General features: G+C 60.9%; 21 protein-coding genes and 4 tRNA genes. 11 read left to right on the forward strand and 14 right to left on the reverse strand.

Annotated features, from left to right (window positions below; translation table 11 throughout):
* Positions 1 to 2 precede the first annotated feature (2 nt).
* The 11 genes from HDE72_RS13205 (at position 3) to HDE72_RS13255 (ending at position 9,404) form a co-directional block, all read left to right on the forward strand.
* On the forward strand, positions 3 to 2,150 hold the full coding sequence (locus tag HDE72_RS13205; RefSeq protein WP_260176674.1) for a S9 family peptidase: 2,148 nt from the start codon (positions 3 to 5) through the stop codon (positions 2,148 to 2,150).
* A gap of 110 nt (positions 2,151 to 2,260) precedes the next feature.
* Positions 2,261 to 2,336 (forward strand) — tRNA-Val (locus HDE72_RS13210).
* A gap of 54 nt (positions 2,337 to 2,390) precedes the next feature.
* Positions 2,391 to 2,467: transfer RNA gene (locus tag HDE72_RS13215), tRNA-Asp, on the forward strand.
* Between the two features lie 208 nt (positions 2,468 to 2,675).
* A tRNA-Val gene (locus HDE72_RS13220) sits at positions 2,676 to 2,751 on the forward strand.
* Positions 2,752 to 2,804: 53 nt separating this feature from the next.
* Positions 2,805 to 2,881, forward strand: a tRNA-Asp gene (locus HDE72_RS13225).
* A 110-nt stretch (positions 2,882 to 2,991) separates the two neighbouring features.
* A complete protein-coding gene (locus tag HDE72_RS13230; protein ID WP_183741517.1) occupies positions 2,992 to 4,089 on the forward strand; it encodes a hypothetical protein in 1,098 nt (365 codons plus the stop codon).
* The gene (locus HDE72_RS13235) at positions 4,080 to 4,739 is read left to right on the forward strand and encodes an ABC transporter ATP-binding protein (protein ID WP_183741519.1); all 660 of its coding nucleotides are present in this window, start codon (positions 4,080 to 4,082) and stop codon (positions 4,737 to 4,739) included. The genes HDE72_RS13230 and HDE72_RS13235 overlap by 10 nt, the downstream gene beginning before the upstream one ends.
* Before the next feature lie 89 nt (positions 4,740 to 4,828).
* The gene (locus HDE72_RS13240) at positions 4,829 to 5,170 is read left to right on the forward strand and encodes a CzcE family metal-binding protein (protein ID WP_183741527.1); all 342 of its coding nucleotides are present in this window, start codon (positions 4,829 to 4,831) and stop codon (positions 5,168 to 5,170) included.
* A 163-nt stretch (positions 5,171 to 5,333) separates the two neighbouring features.
* Positions 5,334 to 5,834, forward strand: a complete 501-nt coding sequence (locus HDE72_RS13245; RefSeq protein WP_183741529.1) for an RNA polymerase sigma factor — start codon at positions 5,334 to 5,336, stop codon at positions 5,832 to 5,834.
* Entirely contained in the window at positions 5,831 to 6,844 is a 1,014-nt protein-coding gene (locus HDE72_RS13250) for a FecR family protein (protein ID WP_260176676.1), read from the forward strand. The genes HDE72_RS13245 and HDE72_RS13250 overlap by 4 nt, the downstream gene beginning before the upstream one ends.
* A gap of 88 nt (positions 6,845 to 6,932) precedes the next feature.
* On the forward strand, positions 6,933 to 9,404 hold the full coding sequence (locus tag HDE72_RS13255) for a TonB-dependent siderophore receptor (RefSeq protein ID WP_183741531.1): 2,472 nt from the start codon (positions 6,933 to 6,935) through the stop codon (positions 9,402 to 9,404).
* 50 nt (positions 9,405 to 9,454) lie between these two features.
* Here HDE72_RS13255 and ahpF read toward each other — a convergent pair whose 3' ends face one another.
* The 14 genes from ahpF to HDE72_RS13320 all read right to left on the reverse strand — a co-directional run bounded on the left by ahpF (position 9,455) and on the right by HDE72_RS13320 (position 22,038).
* Positions 9,455 to 11,050, reverse strand: coding sequence for an alkyl hydroperoxide reductase subunit F (ahpF, locus tag HDE72_RS13260; protein ID WP_183741532.1), 1,596 nt, complete (start codon positions 11,048 to 11,050; stop codon positions 9,455 to 9,457).
* A 100-nt stretch (positions 11,051 to 11,150) separates the two neighbouring features.
* The gene (gene ahpC / locus HDE72_RS13265; RefSeq protein ID WP_183741534.1) at positions 11,151 to 11,714 is read right to left on the reverse strand and encodes an alkyl hydroperoxide reductase subunit C; all 564 of its coding nucleotides are present in this window, start codon (positions 11,712 to 11,714) and stop codon (positions 11,151 to 11,153) included.
* 189 nt (positions 11,715 to 11,903) lie between these two features.
* Positions 11,904 to 12,308 (reverse strand): DUF3597 domain-containing protein, encoded by a 405-nt coding sequence (locus HDE72_RS13270; protein ID WP_183741536.1) that lies wholly within the window; start codon positions 12,306 to 12,308, stop codon positions 11,904 to 11,906.
* An 86-nt stretch (positions 12,309 to 12,394) separates the two neighbouring features.
* Complete coding sequence (gene rbsD / locus HDE72_RS13275) at positions 12,395 to 12,787, reverse strand: D-ribose pyranase (protein WP_183741538.1); 393 nt, start codon at positions 12,785 to 12,787, stop codon at positions 12,395 to 12,397.
* A 10-nt stretch (positions 12,788 to 12,797) separates the two neighbouring features.
* Complete coding sequence (gene rbsK / locus HDE72_RS13280) at positions 12,798 to 13,703, reverse strand: ribokinase (protein WP_183741540.1); 906 nt, start codon at positions 13,701 to 13,703, stop codon at positions 12,798 to 12,800.
* Positions 13,700 to 14,752, reverse strand: a complete 1,053-nt coding sequence (locus tag HDE72_RS13285) for a LacI family DNA-binding transcriptional regulator (protein ID WP_183741542.1) — start codon at positions 14,750 to 14,752, stop codon at positions 13,700 to 13,702. Before HDE72_RS13285 ends, rbsK begins: the two co-directional genes overlap by 4 nt.
* Before the next feature lie 17 nt (positions 14,753 to 14,769).
* Positions 14,770 to 15,741 (reverse strand): ABC transporter permease, encoded by a 972-nt coding sequence (locus HDE72_RS13290; RefSeq protein WP_183741544.1) that lies wholly within the window; start codon positions 15,739 to 15,741, stop codon positions 14,770 to 14,772.
* Positions 15,742 to 15,760: 19 nt separating this feature from the next.
* Positions 15,761 to 17,323 carry a sugar ABC transporter ATP-binding protein gene (locus HDE72_RS13295; RefSeq protein WP_183741546.1) on the reverse strand — a complete coding sequence of 521 codons (1,563 nt, stop codon included), beginning with the start codon at positions 17,321 to 17,323 and terminating at the stop codon, positions 15,761 to 15,763.
* Positions 17,324 to 17,399: 76 nt separating this feature from the next.
* A complete protein-coding gene (locus HDE72_RS13300) occupies positions 17,400 to 18,359 on the reverse strand; it encodes a sugar ABC transporter substrate-binding protein (protein ID WP_183741548.1) in 960 nt (319 codons plus the stop codon).
* 161 nt (positions 18,360 to 18,520) lie between these two features.
* Positions 18,521 to 18,790: an EamA family transporter gene (locus HDE72_RS13305; protein WP_260176678.1), complete on the reverse strand. Its 270-nt coding sequence runs from the start codon at positions 18,788 to 18,790 to the stop codon at positions 18,521 to 18,523.
* A gap of 8 nt (positions 18,791 to 18,798) precedes the next feature.
* Complete coding sequence (locus tag HDE72_RS28075) at positions 18,799 to 18,930, reverse strand: hypothetical protein (protein WP_260176679.1); 132 nt, start codon at positions 18,928 to 18,930, stop codon at positions 18,799 to 18,801.
* 88 nt (positions 18,931 to 19,018) lie between these two features.
* On the reverse strand, positions 19,019 to 21,274 hold the full coding sequence (locus tag HDE72_RS13310) for a YgiQ family radical SAM protein (protein ID WP_221291265.1): 2,256 nt from the start codon (positions 21,272 to 21,274) through the stop codon (positions 19,019 to 19,021).
* A gap of 252 nt (positions 21,275 to 21,526) precedes the next feature.
* Entirely contained in the window at positions 21,527 to 21,814 is a 288-nt protein-coding gene (locus HDE72_RS13315) for a DUF4404 family protein (RefSeq protein ID WP_183741552.1), read from the reverse strand.
* An 11-nt stretch (positions 21,815 to 21,825) separates the two neighbouring features.
* Positions 21,826 to 22,038 (reverse strand): VF530 family protein, encoded by a 213-nt coding sequence (locus HDE72_RS13320; protein ID WP_183682627.1) that lies wholly within the window; start codon positions 22,036 to 22,038, stop codon positions 21,826 to 21,828.
* Positions 22,039 to 22,125 lie beyond the last annotated feature (87 nt).

Genomic DNA, 22,125 nt, shown 5'->3' on the forward strand with positions numbered 1-22,125 from the left:
CCTTGTCTATTGCCCATCACGCCATGCGTCGCTTGTCGATTTGTTCCGCCATTTTGCCCGCCCTGCTGCTGTCAGGCTTGCCATCCGCCGCGCTGGCGACCGATGCCCCCGTCCCTCCCGTCGCGGCGAAAACAGCCTGGCAGGAAACCCGCCACGGCACCGTCGTGACCGATGATTACCGCTGGTTACAAAAGAAAACCGATCCCGCCGTGATCGACTACCTGAATGCGGAAAACGCCTACACGGCAGCCGTGACGGCGACTATACAGCCGCTGGCCGACAAGGTCTTTGCGGAAATCAAGGGCCGCATGCAAGAAGTGGACTTGTCCGTGCCTGTGCGTATCGGCAACTTCTACTATTACACGCGCACCGAAGCGGGCAAGCAATATGCAATCAATTGCCGCCGCCCCGTGGGTGCGGACGGCGCGTATGACGCGCAAGCAGCCGAAGAAATCCTGCTGGATCAAAACAAATTAGCCGAAGGCCAGAAATTTTTTTCGGTGCGCGCCTTTTCCGTCAGCCCGAATGAGCAATTGCTCGCTTACACCACCGACACCACCGGCTTTCGCCAGTACGAATTGCATATCAAGGATTTGAAGACAGGAAAATTGCTGACCGACAGCATGCCGCGCGTCACTTCTTTAGCCTGGGCGGCCGACAACGCCACCGTGCTGCTGGTGCAGGAAGACGCCACCACCAAGCGCTCGGACCGCCTGTTCCGCCTGGCCCTGGGCGGCACGCCGCAAGAGGTTTACCACGAAGCAGTGGAACAATTTGCCATCGGCCTGGGCCGCACGCACGACAAGAAATTCTTTGTACTCGAATCGCGCAGCACCGATACCAGCGAAACCTTCTTGCTGCCGACCGACCAGCCCAACGGCGTCTTCACATCGGTATTGCCGCGTGAAAAAGGCCACCGCTACAGCGTCGAGCACCGCGATGGCCAGCTCTACATCCTCACCAACAAGCATGCCAAGAACTTCCGCGTCGTCAGCGCGCCCCTGTCGGCGCCACAGCACTGGAAGGAACTGGTGCCGCATGACAAGAATGCCGTCATCAAATCGCTCGACGTGTTCCAGGGTTATCTGGTGGTGATGGAAAAGGCGCGTGCCCTGAACCGCGCGCGCATCTACGATTTCGCCAGCAAGCACTGGAAAACGGTGCAATTTGACGATCCGGTCTACCTGGCCAACCCGGCCGGCACGCCGGAATTTAACGCCACGCAATTTCGCATGTCGTATCAATCGCCCGTCACGCCACCGACCGTCATCGATGTGTCGATGAAAGACGGCAAGCGCACGGTGCTGAAACAGCAGGAAGTGGTCGGCGGTTATGACGCTTCCCGCTACACCACCCAGCGCCTGTGGGTGACAGCGCGCGATGGCGTGCAAGTGCCGCTGTGGGTGGTCTACAAGAAAGGCGTCAAGCTCGACGGTTCGGCACCGCTGCTGCTGTATTCCTACGGTTCCTACGGCATTTCCACCGAAGCCGGTTTCTCGATTGCCCGCCTCAGCCTGCTGGACCGTGGCGTGATCTACGTGCAGGCGCATATCCGCGGCGGCACCGACATGGGCGAAGCCTGGCATGAAGACGGCATGCTGATGAAGAAGAAAAACACCTTCAATGACTTCATCGACAGCGCCGACTACCTGGTGCGCGAAAAATGGACCAGTCCCAACCGCTTGATCATCCAGGGCGGCAGCGCCGGCGGCCTGCTGATGGGCGCCGTCGTCAATATGCGCCCGGAACTGTTCCACGCAGTACACGCGGCCGTGCCGTTTGTCGACGTGATGAACACCATGATGGACGCCAGCCTGCCGCTAACCACCGGCGAATACCTGGAATGGGGCAATCCGAATGAAAAGGCAGCTTACGACTATATGCTCAGCTACTCGCCTTACGACAACATTGCTCGCAAGAACTACCCAGCCATGCTGGTGACGACGGGCTTGAACGATAGCCAGGTGATGTACTGGGAACCGGCCAAATACGTGGCCAAGCTGCGCGCCTACAAGACCGACAACCATCCATTGCTGCTGAAAACAAATATGGGCGCCGGTCATGGTGGCGCATCGGGCCGCTATGACGCGATTGCCGAAGGCGCATTTAATACCGCCTGGATGCTGTCCGAGTGGGGCATTACAGAATAAATTGCTAGCAAATGAAAAAAAGCGCTTGCATCAGGATTTTCAGCGTCCTATAATAGCGCCTCTTCCAGACGTGGTGACAAACGTCAGGATAGTTTTCTGAGTCAAGCATAGGGTGCTTAGCTCAGTTGGTAGAGCGGCGCCCTTACAAGGCGTAGGTCGGGAGTTCGAGCCTCTCAGCACCCACCAAATCAGAAAACTGTCCAGTGCTTCATGGATCAGCAATACAGATCATACGAGCTTGGAGTGGTAGTTCAGTTGGTTAGAATACCGGCCTGTCACGTCGGGGGTCGCGGGTTCGAGTCCCGTCCGCTCCGCCAATAAAAGAAAAGCCCTTTGGTTCTCTGAACCGAAGGGCTTTTCCCATTTCAGCGCCAGAAATACGAGCGCCAGTCCTATCTTGAAAAAAAATGCACTTTTTTCGCAAAAAATCCTGGCAGAACAGTTGCAGAAGCGGAACAGGCTCCCTATAATAGTGCCTCTTCCAGACGTGGTGACAAACGTCGGGATAGTTTTCTGGGATATAGCGGGTGCTTAGCTCAGTTGGTAGAGCGGCGCCCTTACAAGGCGTAGGTCGGGAGTTCGAGCCTCTCAGCACCCACCAAACAGAAAATTATCCAGTGCTTCATGGATCAGCAATACAGATCATACGAGCTTGGAGTGGTAGTTCAGTTGGTTAGAATACCGGCCTGTCACGTCGGGGGTCGCGGGTTCGAGTCCCGTCCGCTCCGCCAATAAAAGAAAAGCCCTTTGGTTCTCTGAACCGAAGGGCTTTTCCCATTTCAGCACCAGAAATTCACTGCTAGAATCTGCCCACTCCGCCTACCTGACTCCCACAATGCGCTTGCCTCGCAGTACTCATCCCTATATCGCCCTGCGCCTGCGCCTGGCCCATCATGCGCTGCTGCAATTTATCGCCAGCCTGACCAGCTCCGTGGAAATTTTCGTGCTGCTGGCCGGACCAGTATTGCTGGGCCTGCTGAGCGTAATGGCACTGCCAGGCCTGATGGCGCCCACCCTGCCCAGGCCCACCGCGCTGGGATTATTGGCCGCCCAAATACTGGTGACCAGCCTGCCCGCCTGGCTGCTGCGCAAGCGCTTGTTGCCCGGCTCCATCGCATCCTGGCTGCGCCAGCTGCCCGTGGCGCCGCGCCGGCGCTGGTCAGCCGATGCGCTGGTGGCCGGCATGCTGATGCTGCCGCTGGGTTTGGCCTATGCCATTTCGATCGGCGTCTGGCTGGTGCAGTCGCCGGCCTGGCTGCACGCCGTCCTGGTGCCAGGCATTGCCATCAATCTGGCCGTCTGGCTGCTGGCCTGGCTGCTATCGGCTTGCATATTGACCTTGCGCATGCGCGCTCCCCGTCCTGTGCAACAGGCGCAGGAGCAAACCGCCAGCGTGTATGTACCGCATACCCCGCGCTGGCGCACCGTGTTCCTGTGGCGGCGTTTGTTCTGGCTGCCATTCTGGCGCAATGAGAATGTGACCGGTATGCAGCAAAGCCTGCTGCTGGCCGGCACTGTCGCCAGCATGCTGGCCTGGCTGCTGCGCGCGCCGGTCGTGCCAGGCCCATTGCTGGGCTTGCTGGCCAGCGCCAGCCTGATCATTTTGACGGACCGTGGCGACAAGGCCGTGCGCGAACAGATCGCCGTGCTGCGCCCATCGCTGGACGCCTGGCCCATCGCCAGCAAGCCCTTGACCCTGCTGGCCTGCGCCTTCAGCCTGCTGCCGGGCCTGGCCGTGCTGCTGGCCGCCGGCCTGGTATTGCACTGGGCCGATGCGAGCGCCTTGCAGCGCCGCGTGCCGATGGTGTATGCCATCGTCTCTGCGATGTCCCTGCTGGCCATCGCCGGCTTGCCCCGCCTGACGGCGCGGGGCAGAGTCGCGCTGGTCGTCTTCTCCATCCTTGCCTTGAGCGCCATCGGAAGCGAATTATGGAATTGAATCTGTCTACTCCCGTGCTGCATGTCGAGCAGCTCGATTTTCATTTCGCCACGCACAGCGTCTTTCAGCGCTTCAGCCGGCAGTTCGGTCCCGGCATCACCTGGCTGCGCGGCGCCAATGGCGCCGGCAAGACCACCCTGCTGAAACTGGCGGGCGGTGCCCTGCAGCCTGCGCGCGGGACCATACGCCTGGACGATATCGATAGCAGCCGCCAGCCGCTGGCTTACCGCGCCCAGGCTTTTTATTGCGGCGGCGACACGCCGGCCCTGCCCTGGCTGCAAGTACACGAATTTCTCGACCTGCACCTGGCCCTGTATCCGGGCAGCGACAAGGGACTGCTGAACGATGAACTAAGCGCATTTGCCATGACGTCGACCTTGCAGCAAAGCATCACCGCACTGTCGCTGGGCCAGCATAAAAAATTGCAGCTGGCCCTGGCCCTCGCCTTGCCCGTGCGTTTGCTGCTGATCGATGAACCGTTCAACGGCCTCGACGCCAGCGCCATGGCCTATTTGCGCCAGCGCCTGTCCGAACCGCAGCGCCTGGCCCGCCAGTGCATCGTGCTGACCAGCCATGTGGAACCGCAAGTGCCGCTGGCGGCGACCCTGGAACTGTCGCTTTTATACCCAGGCTTTGCCGTCCAGCCATAGAACAGGTACGATGCCGTCTGCGCCCCGCTGGCGATCCTGGCGATATGGCGTAACGGTGCAACCCTGCATCGATCTATCTGGAGAACAGCATGTTGCGATTCACTAGCGCCGTCCTGGCCGCCTTGAGCCTGAGCCTGGCATTTGGCGCCAACGCCTTTGCAAGCGACCCGACGGGCACCGCCGACTATGGCAGCCCCGCCAGCCAGGCAGCCGCCACGCGCACCATCACGGTTGCACCCGGCGAAAAGGCCATCAATGTCACCCGTGGCGAGACAGTCACCATCGTGGTCGGCCAGCAGCGCTTCAGCTGGAATGTGCAAACCTACAGCAATACCACCGTCTTCCCTCTGGCCGAGATCGCACCGAAAGAGATGTCCACCGAAGATATCCTGGTGTATGTGGCCAGCAATCCCCTGTATTCGGGTAGCTGAGAGGTAGCTGAGAGGCGGCTGACACGCTAGCCTAAAAGCAACAGCGTCGGGGAAGCGTGTCGACAAGGCAAGGGACACGCTGATACAATGAGAATCATTATCATTTACGGTCAGGTTAGCAATCTATCCGCCGTTACGCCTTCCCCTCTGCCGACTGTCCCCTGTGGTTGCACGCTATTACCGAGAACTGCTGAACTTTTGCCTGCGCACCCTGAAGGACCGGGCGGCGGCGGCCGATGTGGTCCAGGAAAGCTATGCGCGCTACCTGAGCATGCAGCGCGCTGGGCAGGCCATCGCCGAGCCACGCGCCCTGCTGCACCAGACGGCGCGCCGTTTGCTGATCGATGGCCACCGCCGCGCGGCCGTGCGCGACCACCACGATCTCGACAGCCTGCTGGAAACGCAGCAGCCAGCTGCCCCTGCACATGCGCAGCCGGAAGAAATCTATGCCTATGAGGAATATGCGACCGCCATCGCCAGCGCTATCGAAGCCTTGCCGCCGCGTTGCCGCGAGGCTTTTATCCTGAACCGTTTCGATGGCTTGTCGCATCAGCAGGTGGCAGACAAGATGGGTATTTCGCGCAATATGGTAGCCCAGCACGTGATGCGCGGCGTGCTCAGCTGCAAGGCGGTCGAAGCACGCATCAAAGGTAGGCAGTCATGAATAAGCCTGTTGAAATGCAAGACAGCGCCGACTACCTGTCGCAACAGGCCGAGCTCGATGTACAGGCAGCCGGCTGGCTGGTGCGCCGCCAGGAGGGCATCGATGCGCACGACGAAGCCCTATTCCAGCAATGGTTAGCCAGCAGCGCAGCGCACGCGACTGCCTACGCGCAACTGGCCCGTGCCTGGGATGGCCTGGACGCATTGTCACCGGCGACTATCGCGCGCCTGCGTCCTGCGGCCCCGGTATCAGCACCACGCCAGCGTTTTGCCTGGTTGAACTTTACACCGCAGCTGGCTGGCGCCGCCCTGGCCTGCGCCGCATTAATAGGCGGCTGGCAATACTGGCTACAGCAGCCGATTTACAGCGCCAGCTTTGCCAGTGCGCGCGGTCAGCAACTGGTGGTGGAATTACCCGATGGCAGTAGTTTGCGCCTGGACACCGCCACCCGCGCCGACGTCACCTTGTACCGCCAGCGGCGCGAAGTACGCCTGCCGGAAGGCCAGGCCATGTTTTCCGTCGCGCCCGACAAGACGCGCCCCTTCGAGGTGCTGGCCGGCCCCGTGCACGTGAGCGTAGTGGGCACGCGCTTCAGCGTGCGCCACACGCATGGCGGCTTGCTGGGCGACGGCGCCAGCGTGCAGGTCGAACACGGCAAGGTCAGGGTGGCGGGCAGCGGCGCAGCGCTGGAACTGACAGCGGGCCAGGCCGTGCGCAGCGATGCCTCGGGCCAGCTGGGGCCGCTTGAGCGCATGGCGCCGGAAGACGCCCTGCTATGGCGCGAAGGCCGCGCGCATTTCAACAACACCCCGCTGCGCCTGGCCCTGGCCGAATTCGAACGCTATGGCCCTACCGGTTTGCTGCTGGCCGACCCGGCCCTGGGTGAACTGCGCCTGAATGGCAGTTTCAATCTGCGCGAAGTGGCCTCGTTCCGCCGCGCCCTGCCGCAAGTGCTGCCACTGCGCCTGCATGAAGAAGGCCCGGTCACCGTCATTTCGGCCGCACCTTAAAAATCTTTGCAGCTGACCTCAACTGTTTGGCAGCTGATGCGTCTTCATTGGTAATGATTCTTGTTTATGATCCTTTGGAGAACGATAGATGTCCAGTTTGCGTACCTCGTTGCACCGCCGTCGCCTTGCCCCCCTCACCCTGGCCATCGCCCTGGCCGCCATCGGCGCCACGCCGCAGCTGCAGGCCCAGACAGCACTCGCTGCCGAGCCCGTGGTCAGCGTTTCCCTGCCAGCCCAGCCGCTGGGTACGGCCCTGAACGCCCTGGCGCGCCAGGCCAGCCTGCAATTGATGGTGCGCCCCGACCTGGTGGCAGGCAAGCAGGCGCCAGCGGTAGCGGGCCAGTTGTCGGCACGCCAGGCTTTGACGCGCTTGCTGGCCGGTACCGGCCTGGTGGCGCAAGTGCAAGGCAATGACGTGATCGTGCGCGAAGGCACTGCCAGCGCGCCGGAAAAGACCATGGCGCCCGTCACCGTCAGCGCGGCGCAGGAACGTGACGGCACCACGGAAGGACGCGCTTCCTACACCACGGATTCGATGCAGACGGCTACCCGCCTGGCGCTGTCCATCCGTGAAACGCCGCAATCGGTCAGCGTGGTCACGCGCCAGCAGATGGATGAACAGAACATCGTGTTGCAGGAAGACCTGGTCAAGCGCACCACGGGCCTGACCTTTGTCCAGTACGGCCCATCGGGCAGCGACACCAACGGCTTTTTTGCGCGCGGCGAACGCGTGCAAAACATGCAGATCGATGGCGTGGCGCGCCTGTTTACCGATTACGTGGGCATCTTCCAGACCAACGACATGGTGATCTACGACCGCGCCGAAGTGGTGCGCGGCGCCACCGGCCTGATGAATGGCCTGGGCACGCCGGGCGCCAGCATCAACCTGGTGCGCAAGCGCCCCACGGCCGGCTTGCAGGCTAGCGTCAAGCTGAGCGGCGGCACCTGGGATTACCGCCGTGGCGAGGCCGATGTGTCCGGCCCTGTCAATGAAGCGCGCACGGTGCGCGCGCGCCTGGTGGCCGCTGCGCAAGACAACCAGTCGCAGGTCGACTATGAAAAAGAGAAACGCAAGGTGCTGTACGGCATCATGGAGGCGGACTTGTCGCCCACCACCCTGGCCACCCTGGGCTTTGCCTGGCAAGACTATGAAGCCAGCGGTGTAGGGCGTTCGGGCCGTCCCTTCTTTTACACGGATGGTACGCGCACGCACTGGCGCCGCTCCGATTCCTCGGGCGCGCGCTGGGCTTCAACCGAGCGTGAAAACCGCAGTTATTTTGCCAGCCTGGAACACCAGTTCGGCAGCGGCTGGCGCAGCAAGGCCACCCTCACGCGCGACGGCAGCAACTACACGGAAGTGCCGGGCTGGACCGATGAATTCGGCATCGACAAGGCTACGGGCAAGGGCGTCAGCCTGTGGTCAGCGCTGTGGGCAGGCAAGCCCGTGCAAGATACGCTGGATGTCTACGCGAGCGGCCCGGTGGAGTTGTTCGGCCGGCGCCACGAACTGGTGCTGGGCGCCACCAGTTCACGCACGCGCAATGACACGCAAGGCCACGGCCGCTGGTCCTTCGAGGGCTGGAACAGCGCCATCGACAATATTGTTAGCTGGGATGGCAATACGCCGGTGCAACCGAACAATCCACCGATCAGCGACATCCATTCCAGCGAGCGCAGCAACAGCCTCTATGCCACGGCGCGCATCAAGGCCAGCGATAGGCTGGCGCTGATACTCGGTACGCGCGTGACCAGCTGGAAACGTTCGCAGTCGGAAACCGCCTATGATACGGCTACGACCGACAGCAGCTACCGCCAGGAAACGGGCGAAGTCACGCCGTATGCGGGCCTGGTCTACGACATCAGCCGCGACTGGTCGGTGTATGGCAGTTACACGAATATCTTCCAGCCGCAAAACAATATGGGCGCCGATGGCCGCTACCTCGATCCCCAGCTGGGCAACAGCTACGAGACTGGAATAAAAGGCGCGCTGATGGACAGCAAGCTTAACGTCAGCGCCGCCGTGTACAAGACCAGGCAGGACAACTTTGCCGTCTCGATTCCCGGCGCGTTTGCTCCGGACGGCTCGCAAGCCTACCGCGCCGCCTCGGGTACCAGCAGCCGTGGCCTGGAACTGGAAGTGGCGGGACAGCTGGCACACAACTGGCAAGGCATGGCCGGTTTCGCGCGCAATATGAGCGCCGACGCCGATGGCAAGCAACTCAATACGGAAGTGCCGCAAAGCACCTTGAAACTGTTCAGCAGCTACCGCTTGCCGCAGTTCGGCGGCGCCGGTGCAGGTGGTCTGAACGTGGGTGGTGGCTTGCGCTGGCAAAACCATACCTGGTCCGATATGTCTTACCTGGCTTTGCCGGGCGACCCCATCATCCGCCAGGGCAGTTATGTGCTGGCCGATGCGATGCTGCAATATGCCTTCAACCAGACGGTAGGCGTGTCGGTGAACCTGAATAACCTGTTCGACAAGCGCTACCAGGTCAATTCGAATTCCTCGTACTACGGCGAAGGCCGCAATATACGGATGGCGCTGACATTCAAAATGTAAAAAAACCGGAACGGCCTTGCGGCGGTTCCGGTTTTTTACAAGCGCAGAGCTTAGGCAGTCAGCGCTTCTTTGGCCGCCGACTCTTCCACCACTTCATCGTCGCCGGAGCGGATCAGGTGGTCGAAGGCGGACAGGGCAGCCTTGGCGCCTTCGCCGGTGGCGATGATGATCTGCTTGTACGGCACGGTCGTCACGTCGCCGGCAGCGAACACGCCGGGGATCGAGGTCTGGCCACGGGCATCGACTTCGATTTCACCATGACGCGACAGCGACAAAGTGCCTTTCAGCCATTCGGTGTTCGGCACCAGGCCGATTTGCACGAACACGCCTTCCAGTTCCACTTTCTTCGTTTCGCCGCTGACCCGGTCCTTGTAGCTCAGGCCATTGACGATCTTGCCGTCACCGTGGATTTCGGTGGTTTGCGCCGACATGATCACGGTCACGTTTGGCAAGCTGCGCAGCTTGCGTTGCAGCACTTCATCGGCACGCAATTGATCGCCGTATTCGATCAGGGTCACGTGCTTGACCAGGCCAGCCAGGTCAATCGCCGCTTCCACACCCGAGTTGCCGCCGCCAATCACGGAGACGCGCTTGCCCTTGAACAAAGGACCGTCGCAGTGCGGGCAGTAGGCAACACCACGGTTGCGGTATTCCTTCTCGCCCGGCACATTGATTTCGCGCCAGCGGGCGCCGGTGGCCAGGATAACGGTTTTGCTTTTCAGCACGGCGCCGCTGGCCGTCTGGATTTCAATTAGCTTGCCTGGCGTTAGCTTGGCAGCGCGCTGGGTATTCATGATGTCCACTTCGTATTGCTTGACGTGCTGTTCCAGCGCCACGGCAAATTTAGGGCCATCGGTTTCCTTGATCGAAATAAAGTTTTCAATCGCCATGGTGTCGAGCACCTGGCCGCCGAAACGTTCGGCCAGCACGCCGGTCTTGATGCCTTTGCGGGCAGCGTAGATGGCCGCTGCCGCACCGGCAGGGCCGCCGCCGACGATCAGCACGTCAAACACGTCTTTTTTGCTCAACGCTGCCGCCTGGCGTACGCCGGCGTTCGTGTCCAGCTTGGCGAGGATTTCCTCGACATTGGTGCGGCCCTGGCCAAAGTGTTCACCATTGAGGAACATCATCGGAACGGCCATGATCTGGCGTGCTTCGACTTCTTTCGGGAACACGCCGCCATCGATGGTGGTGACCTTGATGCGCGGGTTAATCACCGACATGGCGTTGAGCGCCTGCACCACTTCCGGGCAGTTATGGCAGCTCAGCGAAATAAACGTTTCAAATTCGTAATCGCCTTCAAGGTTGCGGATCTGCTCGATCACGGCATCGTCGAATTTGATGGTGTGGCCACCTACTTGCAGCAGCGCCAGCACCAGCGAAGTAAATTCATGGCCCAGCGGGATGCCGGCGAAACGCACGCCGATGTCGGTGCCTGGGCGGTTGATACTGAACGACGGTGTGCGTTCCTGGTCGTCGCGGCGTTCCACCAGCGTAATGCGCTCGCTCAACAGGGTAATTTCCTGGAGCAGTTGCTGCATTTCACGGGCCTTGGCACTGTCATCGAGAGACGCGACGATCTCAATCGGCTGCACGACCTTTTCCAAATAGGCTTTCAACTGGGTTTTGAGAGTGGCATCTAACATGATCGACTTCCTTCCTTATTTTTCTGCAGCAACACTACTGCGGGTAACTGATGCCGGAACGGACAGACCGGTCCGGCATCGACTACTAATTACTTACAACTTAGATCTTGCCTACCAGGTCCAGCGATGGGGTCAGGGTAGCTGCGCCTTCGGTCCATTTAGCTGGGCAAACTTCGCCTGGGTGAGCAGCAACGTATTGCGCTGCTTTAACTTTGCGCAGCAGTTCCGAAGCGTCACGGCCGATGCCGTTGTCATGCACTTCCAGTACTTTGATGAAGCCGTCTGGATTGATGACGAAGGTGCCGCGCAGTGCCAGGCCTTCTTCTTCGATCAGCACTTCGAAGTTACGCGACAGCACGGTGGTTGGGTCGCCGATCAGTGGGTATTGCACTTTCTTGATCGCGTCCGAGGTGTCGTGCCATGCTTTGTGCGCGAAGTGGGTGTCGGTCGAGATACCGTAAACTTCAACGCCCAGTTTTTGGAATTCAGCGTAGTTGTCGGCCAGATCTTCCAGTTCGGTTGGGCAAACGAAAGTGAAGTCGGCTGGGTAGAACACGAATACCGACCATTTGCCTTTCAGGGACTCTTCGGATACATCGATGAATTTGCCATTTTGGTAAGCGGTGGCTTTGAATGGTTTAACTTGGGTATTGATCAGAGACATTGTAGTTTCCTCGTGGGTGGTGAATCGATAAATGCTAGTGTACGGATTTTTTTTCCATATGCAAAATTGATTGTAACAATAGTTTTGATACGTTTTGACTATCGCTACCGCATAAGGATAGCGATATTATCGCTGTTCCGGGAAAATTGGATAGCAGCGGGCGCGATGGCCCGCTGCGGTTGACCTGGCTTAAGCCTGGAGATCGGCGGGCACCTTGCCGCCGTTAGCCGCCAGCTTGATCATGACCTGTTTATGCAGCCAGATATTCATGGACGCGGAGTCATTGGTGTCGCCGCTGAAATGCAGTTCGCCGGCCAATTCCTTGCGCGCGGCCAGGCTGCTGTCGAGATCGAGCAATTTCAAGAGATCGACGATCGATGTGCGCCAATTGAGCTGCTGCGCATTCTTTTGCGCCAGGCCGTTGAGCACCACTTCCACATCGACTTCGGTGATGGCAACGGGTGCAGCGGCCGGTGCCGCCGCCGGAGCGGCCGCTGGAGCAGCAGGCGCCGCTGCCGGGGTTGCAGCTGGCGTGGCGGCAGCGTCTGGCGTGCGGTGGAATATTTTGTTGAAGATATTGCCGAGAATACTCATGGTGCACCTCCATAGGAAAAGGAGGCCCATTGTGGCAGATGCCGCTATTCCGGGGCGGACGCCAGGCGCCGCCCTGGGAACTGGCTTTAAAACACCACGCCGGCCACCAGAATCACGTTGGCGTAGGGCGTGCATTCACCGGTGCGCACGATGGCGCGGGCTCGCTTGCTCAGCTGCTTGAACTCTTCATGCGATAACTGGCGCGCATCAGGCAAGTTCAGCGCCGCCACTTGCCCGGCAATCGCAGGATTGTGCTGCGGCAACTCTTCGGCCAGCACATGGTGTTCCACCTGCATCTCGCTGAGCACGGTTTCCACCGTGTCGATAAAACCAGGTATGCCACGCGTCAGGGCCAGGTCGATCAGGGGCACGCCTGGCTGCGACGGCAGGCCGGCGTCGCCGATGACGACCATGTCGCCATGGCCCAGGGAAGCGATCAGTTGCGACAGGGCGATATTGAGCAGCGGTGATTTCTTCATGGCCGTCAACTTAAAATAATTCGTGCAGGTGGGGAATCGAGGTCTGTGCACCGGGCTTGGTGACGCTCCAGGCGGCAGCGCGCTGGCCTTGCGCAATCGCTTCGGCTTCATCCATGCCCGAGGCCAGGCCGGCCACGAAACCGCCGATGAAGGTGTCGCCGGCGGCGGTGGTGTCGACGGCCTTGACGGCTTCAGCCGGGAAATCAACATCGCCGCCATACAGGGCGGCGTGCGCACCTTTGGCGCCCAGCGTGATGATGACGTTGTCGCTGCCCTGCTGTTGCAAGGCACGCGCGAGGACACTCGCGTCGCTGCTGTCGACGCCAGTCAGCATGGCCGCTTCGATTTCATTCGGGATCAGGTAGTCGACCAGTTCCAGCAAGCCGGCCGGCACCTGCGCGGCTGGCGCCGGATTGAGCACCACCGTCTTGCCCAGCGAGCGGGCCAGCTTGATCGCGTGCTCCACGGTGGCCATGGGCGTTTCCAGCTGCAGCACCACGATGTCGGCCTGGGCGATCAAGTCTTGCGCCGCATCAATGTGCGCGGGGCTCAGCAAGTCATTCGCGCCACCGGCGATCACGATGCTGTTCTGGCCATTGTCATCGACCAGGATGGAAGCGATGCCCGAAGCCACGCCGGGCAAGGTCGTGATATGGCTATCGATGATGCCATCGCTGCGCAGCGCTGCGCGCAGGGTGGCGCCAAAGGCGTCATCGCCCACGCAGCCGACCATCGCCACTTGCTGGCCACCGGCTTCGAGCTTGCCGCTCAGGCGGGCGCAAGCCACGGCCTGGTTGGCGCCCTTGCCGCCAGGAATGGTACGGAAGGCGCCGCCCGTCAGGGTTTCGCCGGGAAGCGGCATGCGCGGCACGCGCAAGACCAGGTCCATATTGATACTGCCGATAACCACGATCATGGTGTTTGTCCTGTCAATTCAGTTGTTTCATTTAAAGGGGAAGGCGCCACCGGAGCTGCGGCGCTGGAACCGCGCACCTGCAGCACGGGCGCCATGCTGCGCTGCTGGCGCGGCAAGCCCGGTTCGGTGATGCGCGCCAGCAAAAAGCGCGCCGTGACACGGCCCAGCTCGCGCGTGTTTTGCGCCACGCTGCTAAGCGCCGGATACACGAAACTGGCCAGGTCGATATCATCGAAACCGACTATCGCCAGTTGGCCGGGCACGCTGATGCCCAGTTCAGCGGCGGCGCGCAGCACGCCGATGGCCATCAAGTCATTACAGCAAAAGACGGCGTCCGGATGCTGGCCGGCGGGCAGCGCCAGCAAGTCCAGCGCGGCGGCGTAACCACCGGCGCTGGTGAAATCGGCATGGCGGCATAGCGTATCAATCAGGGGCAGTCCCGCTGCCTGCATGGCGAAACGCGCGCCGGCGATGCGCTCATTGGAAATCGTTACTTCACGCGGGCCGGCGATGCAGGCGATGCGGCGCCGCCCCAGTTCCAGCAAGTGCTGTGCGGCCAGCACGCCACCGGCGCGGTTGTCGACCGCCACCGCGTCGATCGATAAATCGTTCGGAGCGCGGTCCAGCAGCACGGCCGGTACTTTCATCTTGCGCAGCAAGGCGCCATCGCTGTCGGCCAGGGCCGACAGGATCAAGCCATCGCAGCGCTTGGTCAGCAGCACGTTCAGGTACTCGCGCTGCTTGACCGGGTCGTCATCGGAATTGCACAGGATCACGCTATAGCCGGCCGCATAGCAGCTGTCTTCGATGCCGCGCGCCACTTCCGAGAAATACGGATTCGTATTGTTGGTAATGATCAGGCCGATGGTGCCCGTGCTGCGGCTGCGCAAGGAGCGCGCCAGCGCGCTGGGCACGTAATGCAATTGTTCGGCCGCCGCCAGCACGGCGGCGCGCGCCTCGTCGCTGACGGGGCGCGTATTGTTGAGGACGTGGGACACGGTGGTAAACGATACACCGGCCACCTGCGCCACTTGTTTGATGGTTGCCATGAGCTCCTAGTTTGCGGCTACGCGCGCTCGCCGCGGCGGCGATAGGTGTCGAGCACGACGGCAGCGACGATCACCAGGCCCGTGATGATACGCTTGACCGGTTCGGAAACGCCCACTTGCGCCAGGCCCGCTTCCAGCACGGAAATGATCAATACGCCAATAAAGGTGCTGATGACGGAACCACGGCCACCCATCAAGCTCGTGCCGCCGATCACCACGGCGGCGATCACTTGCAATTCCATGCCCACGCCGCCATTCGGATCGGCCGCTTCCAGGCGCGACACCTGGAACAGCGCACCGACGCCTGCCAGCAAGCCCATCAAGGCGAAGACCAGCACTTTCGACGGTTTCGGGTTGATGCCGGACAAACGCACCGCTTCTTCATTGGTGCCGATGCCGATCCAGTGACGGCCCAGCACCGTGCGTGTCAACACCAAATGGCCGATGACAACGATGGCAATCGAGGCGATAAAGGCAGGCGACAAGCCAAACAAGATAGGCGAGCTGATGCCGTCGACAGCGCTGCCGATATATTCGGTGCGCGAATTGGTCACCTGATAGGCCATGCCGCGCGCCATTTCCAGCACGCCCAGCGACACGATGAAGGAAGGGATGCGCCAGCCGACCGAAATCAAGCCCGTGATGGAACCGCATACGGCCGCCACCAGCATGCCCAGCAAGGCCGAACTCCACACGGGCCAGCCCCAGTGCACGGTGGCCAGCGACAACACGGACGCGGCCAGCGCCATCACGGAACCCACCGACAGATCGATGCCGCCGATGATCAGGACAAAGGTCATGCCGACCGCCATCACCACCAAAGTAGGAATATCGTTGGACAAGGTGCTGAGGGTGGCCAGGGTAAAGAAGTTTTCGCTGGCAAACGAGAACAGCAGACACATGGCCAGCAGCGCACCGATCAGGCCCGCATAGTTTTTCAGGTCGGCCAGGCTGCGCTGCAGATAGCTAGGGGAAGAAGTAGTCGTCATGGGAATCTTTCCGGCGGCATCAGGCCGCAGCGGCGGGGTTGTCAGAAGAAGAGGAATGCAAATAACCGGAGAAGGCGGCCGACAGCAGCGCATCCTGGCTCCAGGCGCCGCGCTCGAAGGTCTCGACGATCTTGCCCGCGCTCATCACGGCGATACGGTCGCAGATCAGCATCAGTTCACGCAAGTCGCTGGAGACAATCACCAGGCCCTTGCCCTGGCGCGCCTGTTCAGCCAGCACCTGATAAATGTCAAACTTGGCGCCGATATCGATGCCGCGCGTGGGTTCGTCGAACAGCATCACGGGGCAATCGCGGTACAGCCAGCGGGCGATCACCACTTTTTGCTGGTTGCCGCCCGACAATTCGGCCACCGTTTGGGCGCTGTTGCGCGATCGCACGCCAAGCTGGGCGATGTAGTCGTCGGCCACCGTTGCTTCTGCCGCCTCATTGAGCCAGCCGGCACTGCTGACGGTGTCGAGCGAGGCCAGCGTCGTGTTGATGGCAATCGACTGGCGCAGCAGCAAGCCTTGTCCCTTGCGGTCTTCCGTGATCATGGCGATACCGGCCTTGACAGCGGCCTGCGGCGAGCCCAGGGCGGCGGGAATCTCGCTATCGCCCAGAAACACTTGCCCAGCGTCCGCGCGGTCGGCGCCAAAGATCAGGCGCAGCAATTCCGTGCGGCCCGAACCGATCAGGCCGGCGATGCCGAGTATCTCGCCGGAACGCACATCAAACGAGGTCGGGTGCACCACGCTGCCACGCGCCAGTCCCCGCACGCGCAGCAGCGGCGCACCGATGGTGCGCCCGCTCAAGTCCACCGCATCGTCGGCCGAGCGGCCCACCATCAGGCTGACCAGGTCGGCGGCCGAATAATCTGCGATATTATCGTCGCACACCAGCTGGCCATCGCGCAGCACGGCAATGCGGTCGGCCACGCGCTTGAGTTCTTCCAGGCGGTGCGAAATATAAATGATGGCCACGCCTTCGGCCTTCAGGCGTTCAATCTGCAGGAACAGCAATTCGACTTCGCGGTGCGTCAGCATGGCGGTCGGTTCATCGAGCACCAGCAAGCGGCAGCTACCGATCAGGTTGCGCGCGATCTCGATCATTTGCTGGTGACCGATACCCAGTTCGCCCACCAGGGTCCATGGGTCGAGTCCGCCCAGGCCGACTTTTTCCATCTGCTCGCGCGCATCGCGCTCCAGGCGGCCACGGTCTATCCAGCCGAAACGCTGCGGCAGGTTTTTCAGGTACAGGTTTTCGGCGATCGACAGGGTGGGAATCAGATTCAATTCCTGCATCACCATGCGGATACCCAGCGCCTCGGCCGCACCGCGCGTGGCTGGCTGGTACGGTTTGCCGTCGAGCAGCATGCTGCCCGTGGTGGCCGGTTCCAGGCCACAGATGATCTTGGACAAGGTGCTCTTGCCCGCGCCGTTTTCACCGGTCAGCGCCAGCACCTGGCCAGGAGAAAAGCGCAGGGCCACGCCGCCCAGCACGGGGCCGACATAGGACTTGCCGATGTTATCCAGAGTCAACAAAGGGATGGCGTCAGACTGCGCCGGAGAAATATCGGTGGGCATGAGGGCTCCGCGAAAAAGGGCAAACGGGGCCGGCGCCCGCATTGACGATGGCGCTGGCCCCGGCGGGATCAAACGATCAGGACTTCGTGCCCTTGGTCACCAGTTCCACCTTGGTTTCGATGGTGCCGCCCAGTTCCGACTGTTTCTTTTTCTCTTTCAATGCTTTCAACACGGCGTCGATGGCGAACGCGGCTTGCTGCGAGCCGAACTGGTCGGCAGTGGCCAGCACGCGGCCATCGGCCAGCATCGGCTTGATGGCGTTGATGTTGTCATAGCCCACCACCAGTACCTTGCCCGTCTTGCCGGCAGCCTTGATGGCGGCAATCGCGCCGATGGCCATATTGTCGTTACCGCACAGCAAAGCCTTGATATTCGGATTGGCGTTCAGCATGGCGGCCGCCACCGTGTTGGCAGGCGCGATTTCCCACTGGCCCGATTGCAGGCTGACCACTTTGGCGCCGGCCGCCGTCATCGCGTCCTGGTAACCCAGGGTGCGCTGCTGCGCGTTGTAGGTGGTGGACACGCCTTCGATAATGCCGACCGGGTCGCCCTTCTTGATTTGCTTGGCCAGGTAATCACCGACGGCTTTGGCCGCCTTGCGGTTGTCCGGGCCCACGAATGGCACGGAAATGCCCTTCTCTTTCAAGGCGCCCGCATCGAGCTTGTTGTCGATATTGACGACGAGAATACCCGCATCGATGGCTTTTTTCAGCACTGGCACCAGCGCTTTCGAATCGGCCGGCGCGATCACCAGCGCGTTGACGCGCGAGACGATCATTTGCTCGACCAGCTTGATCTGGCTCGACGTGTCTGTTTCATCCTTGATGCCGTTCGACAGCAAATCGTACTGCGCCGCGTGGGCTTTCTGATGTGCCTTGGCGCCGTCTTCCATGGTCAGGAAGAATTCATTGGCGAGCGACTTCATCACCAGCGCAACCTTCGGTTTGGCCGCCGTCTGCGCCATCGCCGGCAAGGCAGGCAGGACGCAGACGAGAGCAGCGGCAGCAATCATTTTCAGGCGAATACGGGATGTCATGACAGTCTCCAGAGTTGTTGGGTTAGCACGTCAAAGCGATGCTTTTTTGGAATTTCGCGTCGCGCAAACGTTTGCGCGACACAAATAGTGCCTCAATGCCCTATTCGAGTGCAAGCGAAACCGACGGTGCGGTGCAGCAAAAATACCCTGTGGAAACTATCTCAAGACTTGGCGCTGGCCCACTGCACGGCCAGCACGCTGACCAGCACCATCAGCAAGCCCAGCATCACTGCCATCAAGGGGCTAAGCAGACCCAGGGATGAGATGGCCACGGGCGCCAGGCGGGCAATGCCGCGAAACCACAGTGCGTACGCCAGCAAGGCGCCCGCCAGGCACAAATAGGCGTAGGCCAGCACTTGCTGCAGAGATAAGGCAGGCAAGGGAGCGTCGACCAGCCAGGCCACGGGAGCCAGCGTCAGGCCGGCCGGCAAGACGCGGATCAGCGCGGCCGTGAAGGGCGGCCCGGTGTCAGCAATTCAGAGGTGACGATATAAGTGGCGCCCCAGATCAGGGGCGCCAGTGCGGTGAGAATAATATCGCCCCAGGCAGGGAGGGAAGCAGGCAAATGCATCAACTATCTTTGCATCAAGATAAAACGCTATAGGCCTGTCCATAAAAAAAACCCGGCGCATGGCCGGGTTCGGTGTAGATGAGGCCGCTTATCTGCGGCCGCTGCGGGCAGGAGTGCCCCCCTTGGCGGGAGGCTTGCCGCCACGACCGACAGGAGCGGCAGCGGGCTTGGCACGGGTCTTGATGGTCGACAGGATCGATGGACGCACTTTCGATTCGACGGCTGTGGCCTTCGGTGCGGCTGCCGTGCCGCCCAGGGCGATACGGTTCTTGCCTGGCGTCACCTTGAACTTGTCCGGCGTGCCGGCGCCATGCGTCTGGCGGCTGCGTTCGCCAGCGGCCAGGCCGCCCGCTTCGGACGAAGTCCAGGCCGGGATCAAGTGCTTGTCGCCATTGCCGATCAAGTCGCCACGCCCCATGTTCACCAGCGCTTCGCGCAGGATAGGCCAGTTGGCCGGGTCCTGGTAGCGCAGGAACGCTTTATGCGTGCGGCGGATCTTGCCGCTGCGGGCCGTTTCCACCGCTTCCGAATCAGCCGTGACCTTGCGCAGCGGATTCTTGCGCGAGTGATACATGGTGGTGGCCATCGCCATCGGCGTAGGCATGAAGGTTTGCACCTGGTCGAGCTTAAAATTGTTTTTCTTCAGCCACAGTGCCAGGTTCAGCATATCCAGGTCGGTGGTACCCGGATGGGCGGCGATGAAGTAGGGAATCAGGTATTGCTTCTTGCCTGCTTCCAGCGAGAAACGGTCGAACATTTCCTTGAATTCATCATAGGCGCCGATGCCGGGCTTCATCATCTTCGACAAAGTGCCCTCTTCCGTATGCTCGGGCGCAATCTTCAGCAAGCCGCCCACGTGGTGCGTCACCAGTTCCTTCACATACTCGGGCGAACGCACGGCCAGGTCGTAGCGCAAGCCTGAGCTGATCAAGACTTTCTTGATGCCAGGAATCGCCCGCGCCTTGCGGTACAGCGAGATCAGCTTGCTATGGTCGGTACCCAGGTTGACGCAGATCGACGGGTACACGCAGGACAAACGGCGGCATGAGACTTCAATCTCTTTGTCCTTGCAAGCCAGGCGGTACATATTGGCGGTCGGGCCGCCCATATCGGAAATGGTGCCCGTAAAGCCTTTGGTTTTATCGCGGATATGCTCGATTTCGCGCAGGATCGATGGTTCCGAACGGCTCTGGATGATGCGGCCTTCATGCTCGGTAATCGAACAGAAGGTGCAGCCGCCAAAACAGCCGCGCATGATGTTGACGGAAAAACGTATCATTTCCCAGGCCGGGATATGTGCCTTGCCGTAACTTGGGTGCGGAGCGCGCGCGTAATTCATGTCGTACACGCCATCCATCTCGTCCATCGCCAGCGGCAGCGGTGGCGGGTTCAGCCACACGTCGCGTTCACCATGCGCCTGCACCATGGCACGCGCATTGCCGGGATTCGATTCCAGGTGGAACACGCGCGAAGCGTGCGCATACATCACCGGGTCATCCTTGACGACGTCGTAGGCAGGCAGGCGCACCACCGTCTTGTCGTGCTTTTCCTTGGCCATCGCCAGGCGCTCTTCGCGGCTCATGATGCGTATCGGCTTGATCACTTCGGCCGACTTGGCCGCGTTTTCCGTGGCGCAGGCAGACTTGTCTTCCTGCACCATTGCGTACGGGCTGTAGTGCGGATCGACCTTGCCGGGCACATCGACGCGGGTGGAATTGTGCACGCCCCAGTCGTCGCCAGGCAACCAGCCGGACGGCACCATGAAGCCCGTGCCGCGCAAGTCGCGGATATCCTTGATGTTTTCGCCGGCAGCCAGGCGGTGGGTCAGGTCGACCAGCGCGCGCTCGGCATTGCCGAAGATCAGCAAATCGGCCTTGGAATCGGGCAAGACGGAACGGCGGACCTTGTCCGACCAGTAATCGTAATGGGCGATGCGGCGCAAGGACGCCTCGATACTGCCGATGACAATCGGCACGTCCGGGTACGCTTCACGCGCGCGCTGGGCGTAGACGGTGACGGCGCGGTCCGGGCGCTTGTTCGGTTCCCCATTGGCCGTGTAGGCATCGTCGGAGCGGATCTTGCGGTCGGCCGTGTACTGGTTGACCATGGAATCCATATTGCCAGCGGTAATGCCGTAATACAGGCGCGGCTTGCCCAATATGCGGAAGGCGTCGGCCGACAGCCAGTCCGGCTGGCTGATAATGCCTACGCGATAGCCCTGCGCTTCAAGCAGGCGGCCGACCAGGGCCATGCCGAAACTCGGATGGTCGATATAGGCGTCGCCGGTGACGAGGACGACGTCGCAGACGTCCCAGCCCAGCGCGTCCATCTCGGCGCGTGACATGGGCAGGAAAGGCGCAACGGCAGCGCGGGCAGACCGCTTGGGAACGGTCGCAAATAAATTGGTAGGGGAGCTCATAGGGTACGGATTGTACCGGAATTGGCCCCTTTCAGCCGGAGGGGCCGATTTTCACTGTCGTATTTCAGCGAAAAAAACGTTTTATTTTCAATTACTTGGGGTCAGACCCTCTGGGGCAATGCGCCCCAGTGGGGCGCATTGCGATCGCGAAGCGACGGACCCCAATTCAGAGCTGCATCAAATACCCATGTTGGCAAGAATCTCGCCCAGCTCACGTAAAGCAGGTTCCAGCTTCGGATGCTTCACGGCAAATTTGGCCGACAATTCCTGGCTGCGTTCGGCCAGGCCGTAGGTGGTCGAGTCTTCCAGATCAGCCAGTTGTTCCTGCGCCGCGCGCTTGGCCAGCAGCAGCTGGATGTCGCCGTCGAGTTTCTGCAGCAAACCATGCAATTCTTCATCGACGGGGCCGCCGGTCTCGATGCTCGAGTGCAGCTGTTGTAACGATTCCTTGAGTTTGCTATCCATGTCTCTTCCTGTCAGTCGGTAAATTGCGTGTCCAGGTATAACTGTTCGACCTTGCTCCTGGCCCACGGCGTCTTGCGTAAAAACTTCAGGCTAGACTTGATGCTGGGATCGCTGATAAAACAATTGATATCGATCCGCTTGCCCAGGCCATCCCAGCCATAATGGGCTTGCAGGCGCGTCACGATGGCTTCCAGGGTGACGCCATTCAAATCTTGCTGACTCATGTTCTCTTTCTGCTACCGGTCTACTCACTAACTACCATCACTCACTACCATGCATCTTACCCAATTTTAGCGTCCTGGTACGTTACG

This window comes from Janthinobacterium saanense, from assembly GCF_014200675.1.
GTDB lineage: Bacteria > Pseudomonadota > Gammaproteobacteria > Burkholderiales > Burkholderiaceae_D > Janthinobacterium.

What these genes read in the sequence shown, in the direction of transcription:
- HDE72_RS13235 (WP_183741519.1), top strand. Translation starts at nt 4,080, where the DNA reads ATGGAATTGAATCTGTCTACTCCCGTGCTGCATGTCGAGCAGCTCGAT.
- HDE72_RS13240 (WP_183741527.1), top strand. Translation starts at nt 4,829, where the DNA reads ATGTTGCGATTCACTAGCGCCGTCCTGGCCGCCTTGAGCCTGAGCCTG.
- HDE72_RS13250 (WP_260176676.1), top strand. Translation starts at nt 5,831, where the DNA reads ATGAATAAGCCTGTTGAAATGCAAGACAGCGCCGACTACCTGTCGCAA.
- HDE72_RS13255 (WP_183741531.1), top strand. Translation starts at nt 6,933, where the DNA reads ATGTCCAGTTTGCGTACCTCGTTGCACCGCCGTCGCCTTGCCCCCCTC.
- ahpF (WP_183741532.1), bottom strand. Translation starts at nt 11,050, where the DNA reads ATGTTAGATGCCACTCTCAAAACCCAGTTGAAAGCCTATTTGGAAAAG.
- ahpC (WP_183741534.1), bottom strand. Translation starts at nt 11,714, where the DNA reads ATGTCTCTGATCAATACCCAAGTTAAACCATTCAAAGCCACCGCTTAC.
- HDE72_RS13270 (WP_183741536.1), bottom strand. Translation starts at nt 12,308, where the DNA reads ATGAGTATTCTCGGCAATATCTTCAACAAAATATTCCACCGCACGCCA.
- rbsD (WP_183741538.1), bottom strand. Translation starts at nt 12,787, where the DNA reads ATGAAGAAATCACCGCTGCTCAATATCGCCCTGTCGCAACTGATCGCT.
- rbsK (WP_183741540.1), bottom strand. Translation starts at nt 13,703, where the DNA reads ATGATCGTGGTTATCGGCAGTATCAATATGGACCTGGTCTTGCGCGTG.
- HDE72_RS13285 (WP_183741542.1), bottom strand. Translation starts at nt 14,752, where the DNA reads ATGGCAACCATCAAACAAGTGGCGCAGGTGGCCGGTGTATCGTTTACC.
- HDE72_RS13290 (WP_183741544.1), bottom strand. Translation starts at nt 15,741, where the DNA reads ATGACGACTACTTCTTCCCCTAGCTATCTGCAGCGCAGCCTGGCCGAC.
- HDE72_RS13295 (WP_183741546.1), bottom strand. Translation starts at nt 17,323, where the DNA reads ATGCCCACCGATATTTCTCCGGCGCAGTCTGACGCCATCCCTTTGTTG.
- HDE72_RS13300 (WP_183741548.1), bottom strand. Translation starts at nt 18,359, where the DNA reads ATGACATCCCGTATTCGCCTGAAAATGATTGCTGCCGCTGCTCTCGTC.
- HDE72_RS28075 (WP_260176679.1), bottom strand. Translation starts at nt 18,930, where the DNA reads ATGCATTTGCCTGCTTCCCTCCCTGCCTGGGGCGATATTATTCTCACC.
- HDE72_RS13310 (WP_221291265.1), bottom strand. Translation starts at nt 21,274, where the DNA reads ATGTCACGCGCCGAGATGGACGCGCTGGGCTGGGACGTCTGCGACGTC.
- HDE72_RS13315 (WP_183741552.1), bottom strand. Translation starts at nt 21,814, where the DNA reads ATGGATAGCAAACTCAAGGAATCGTTACAACAGCTGCACTCGAGCATC.
- HDE72_RS13320 (WP_183682627.1), bottom strand. Translation starts at nt 22,038, where the DNA reads ATGAGTCAGCAAGATTTGAATGGCGTCACCCTGGAAGCCATCGTGACG.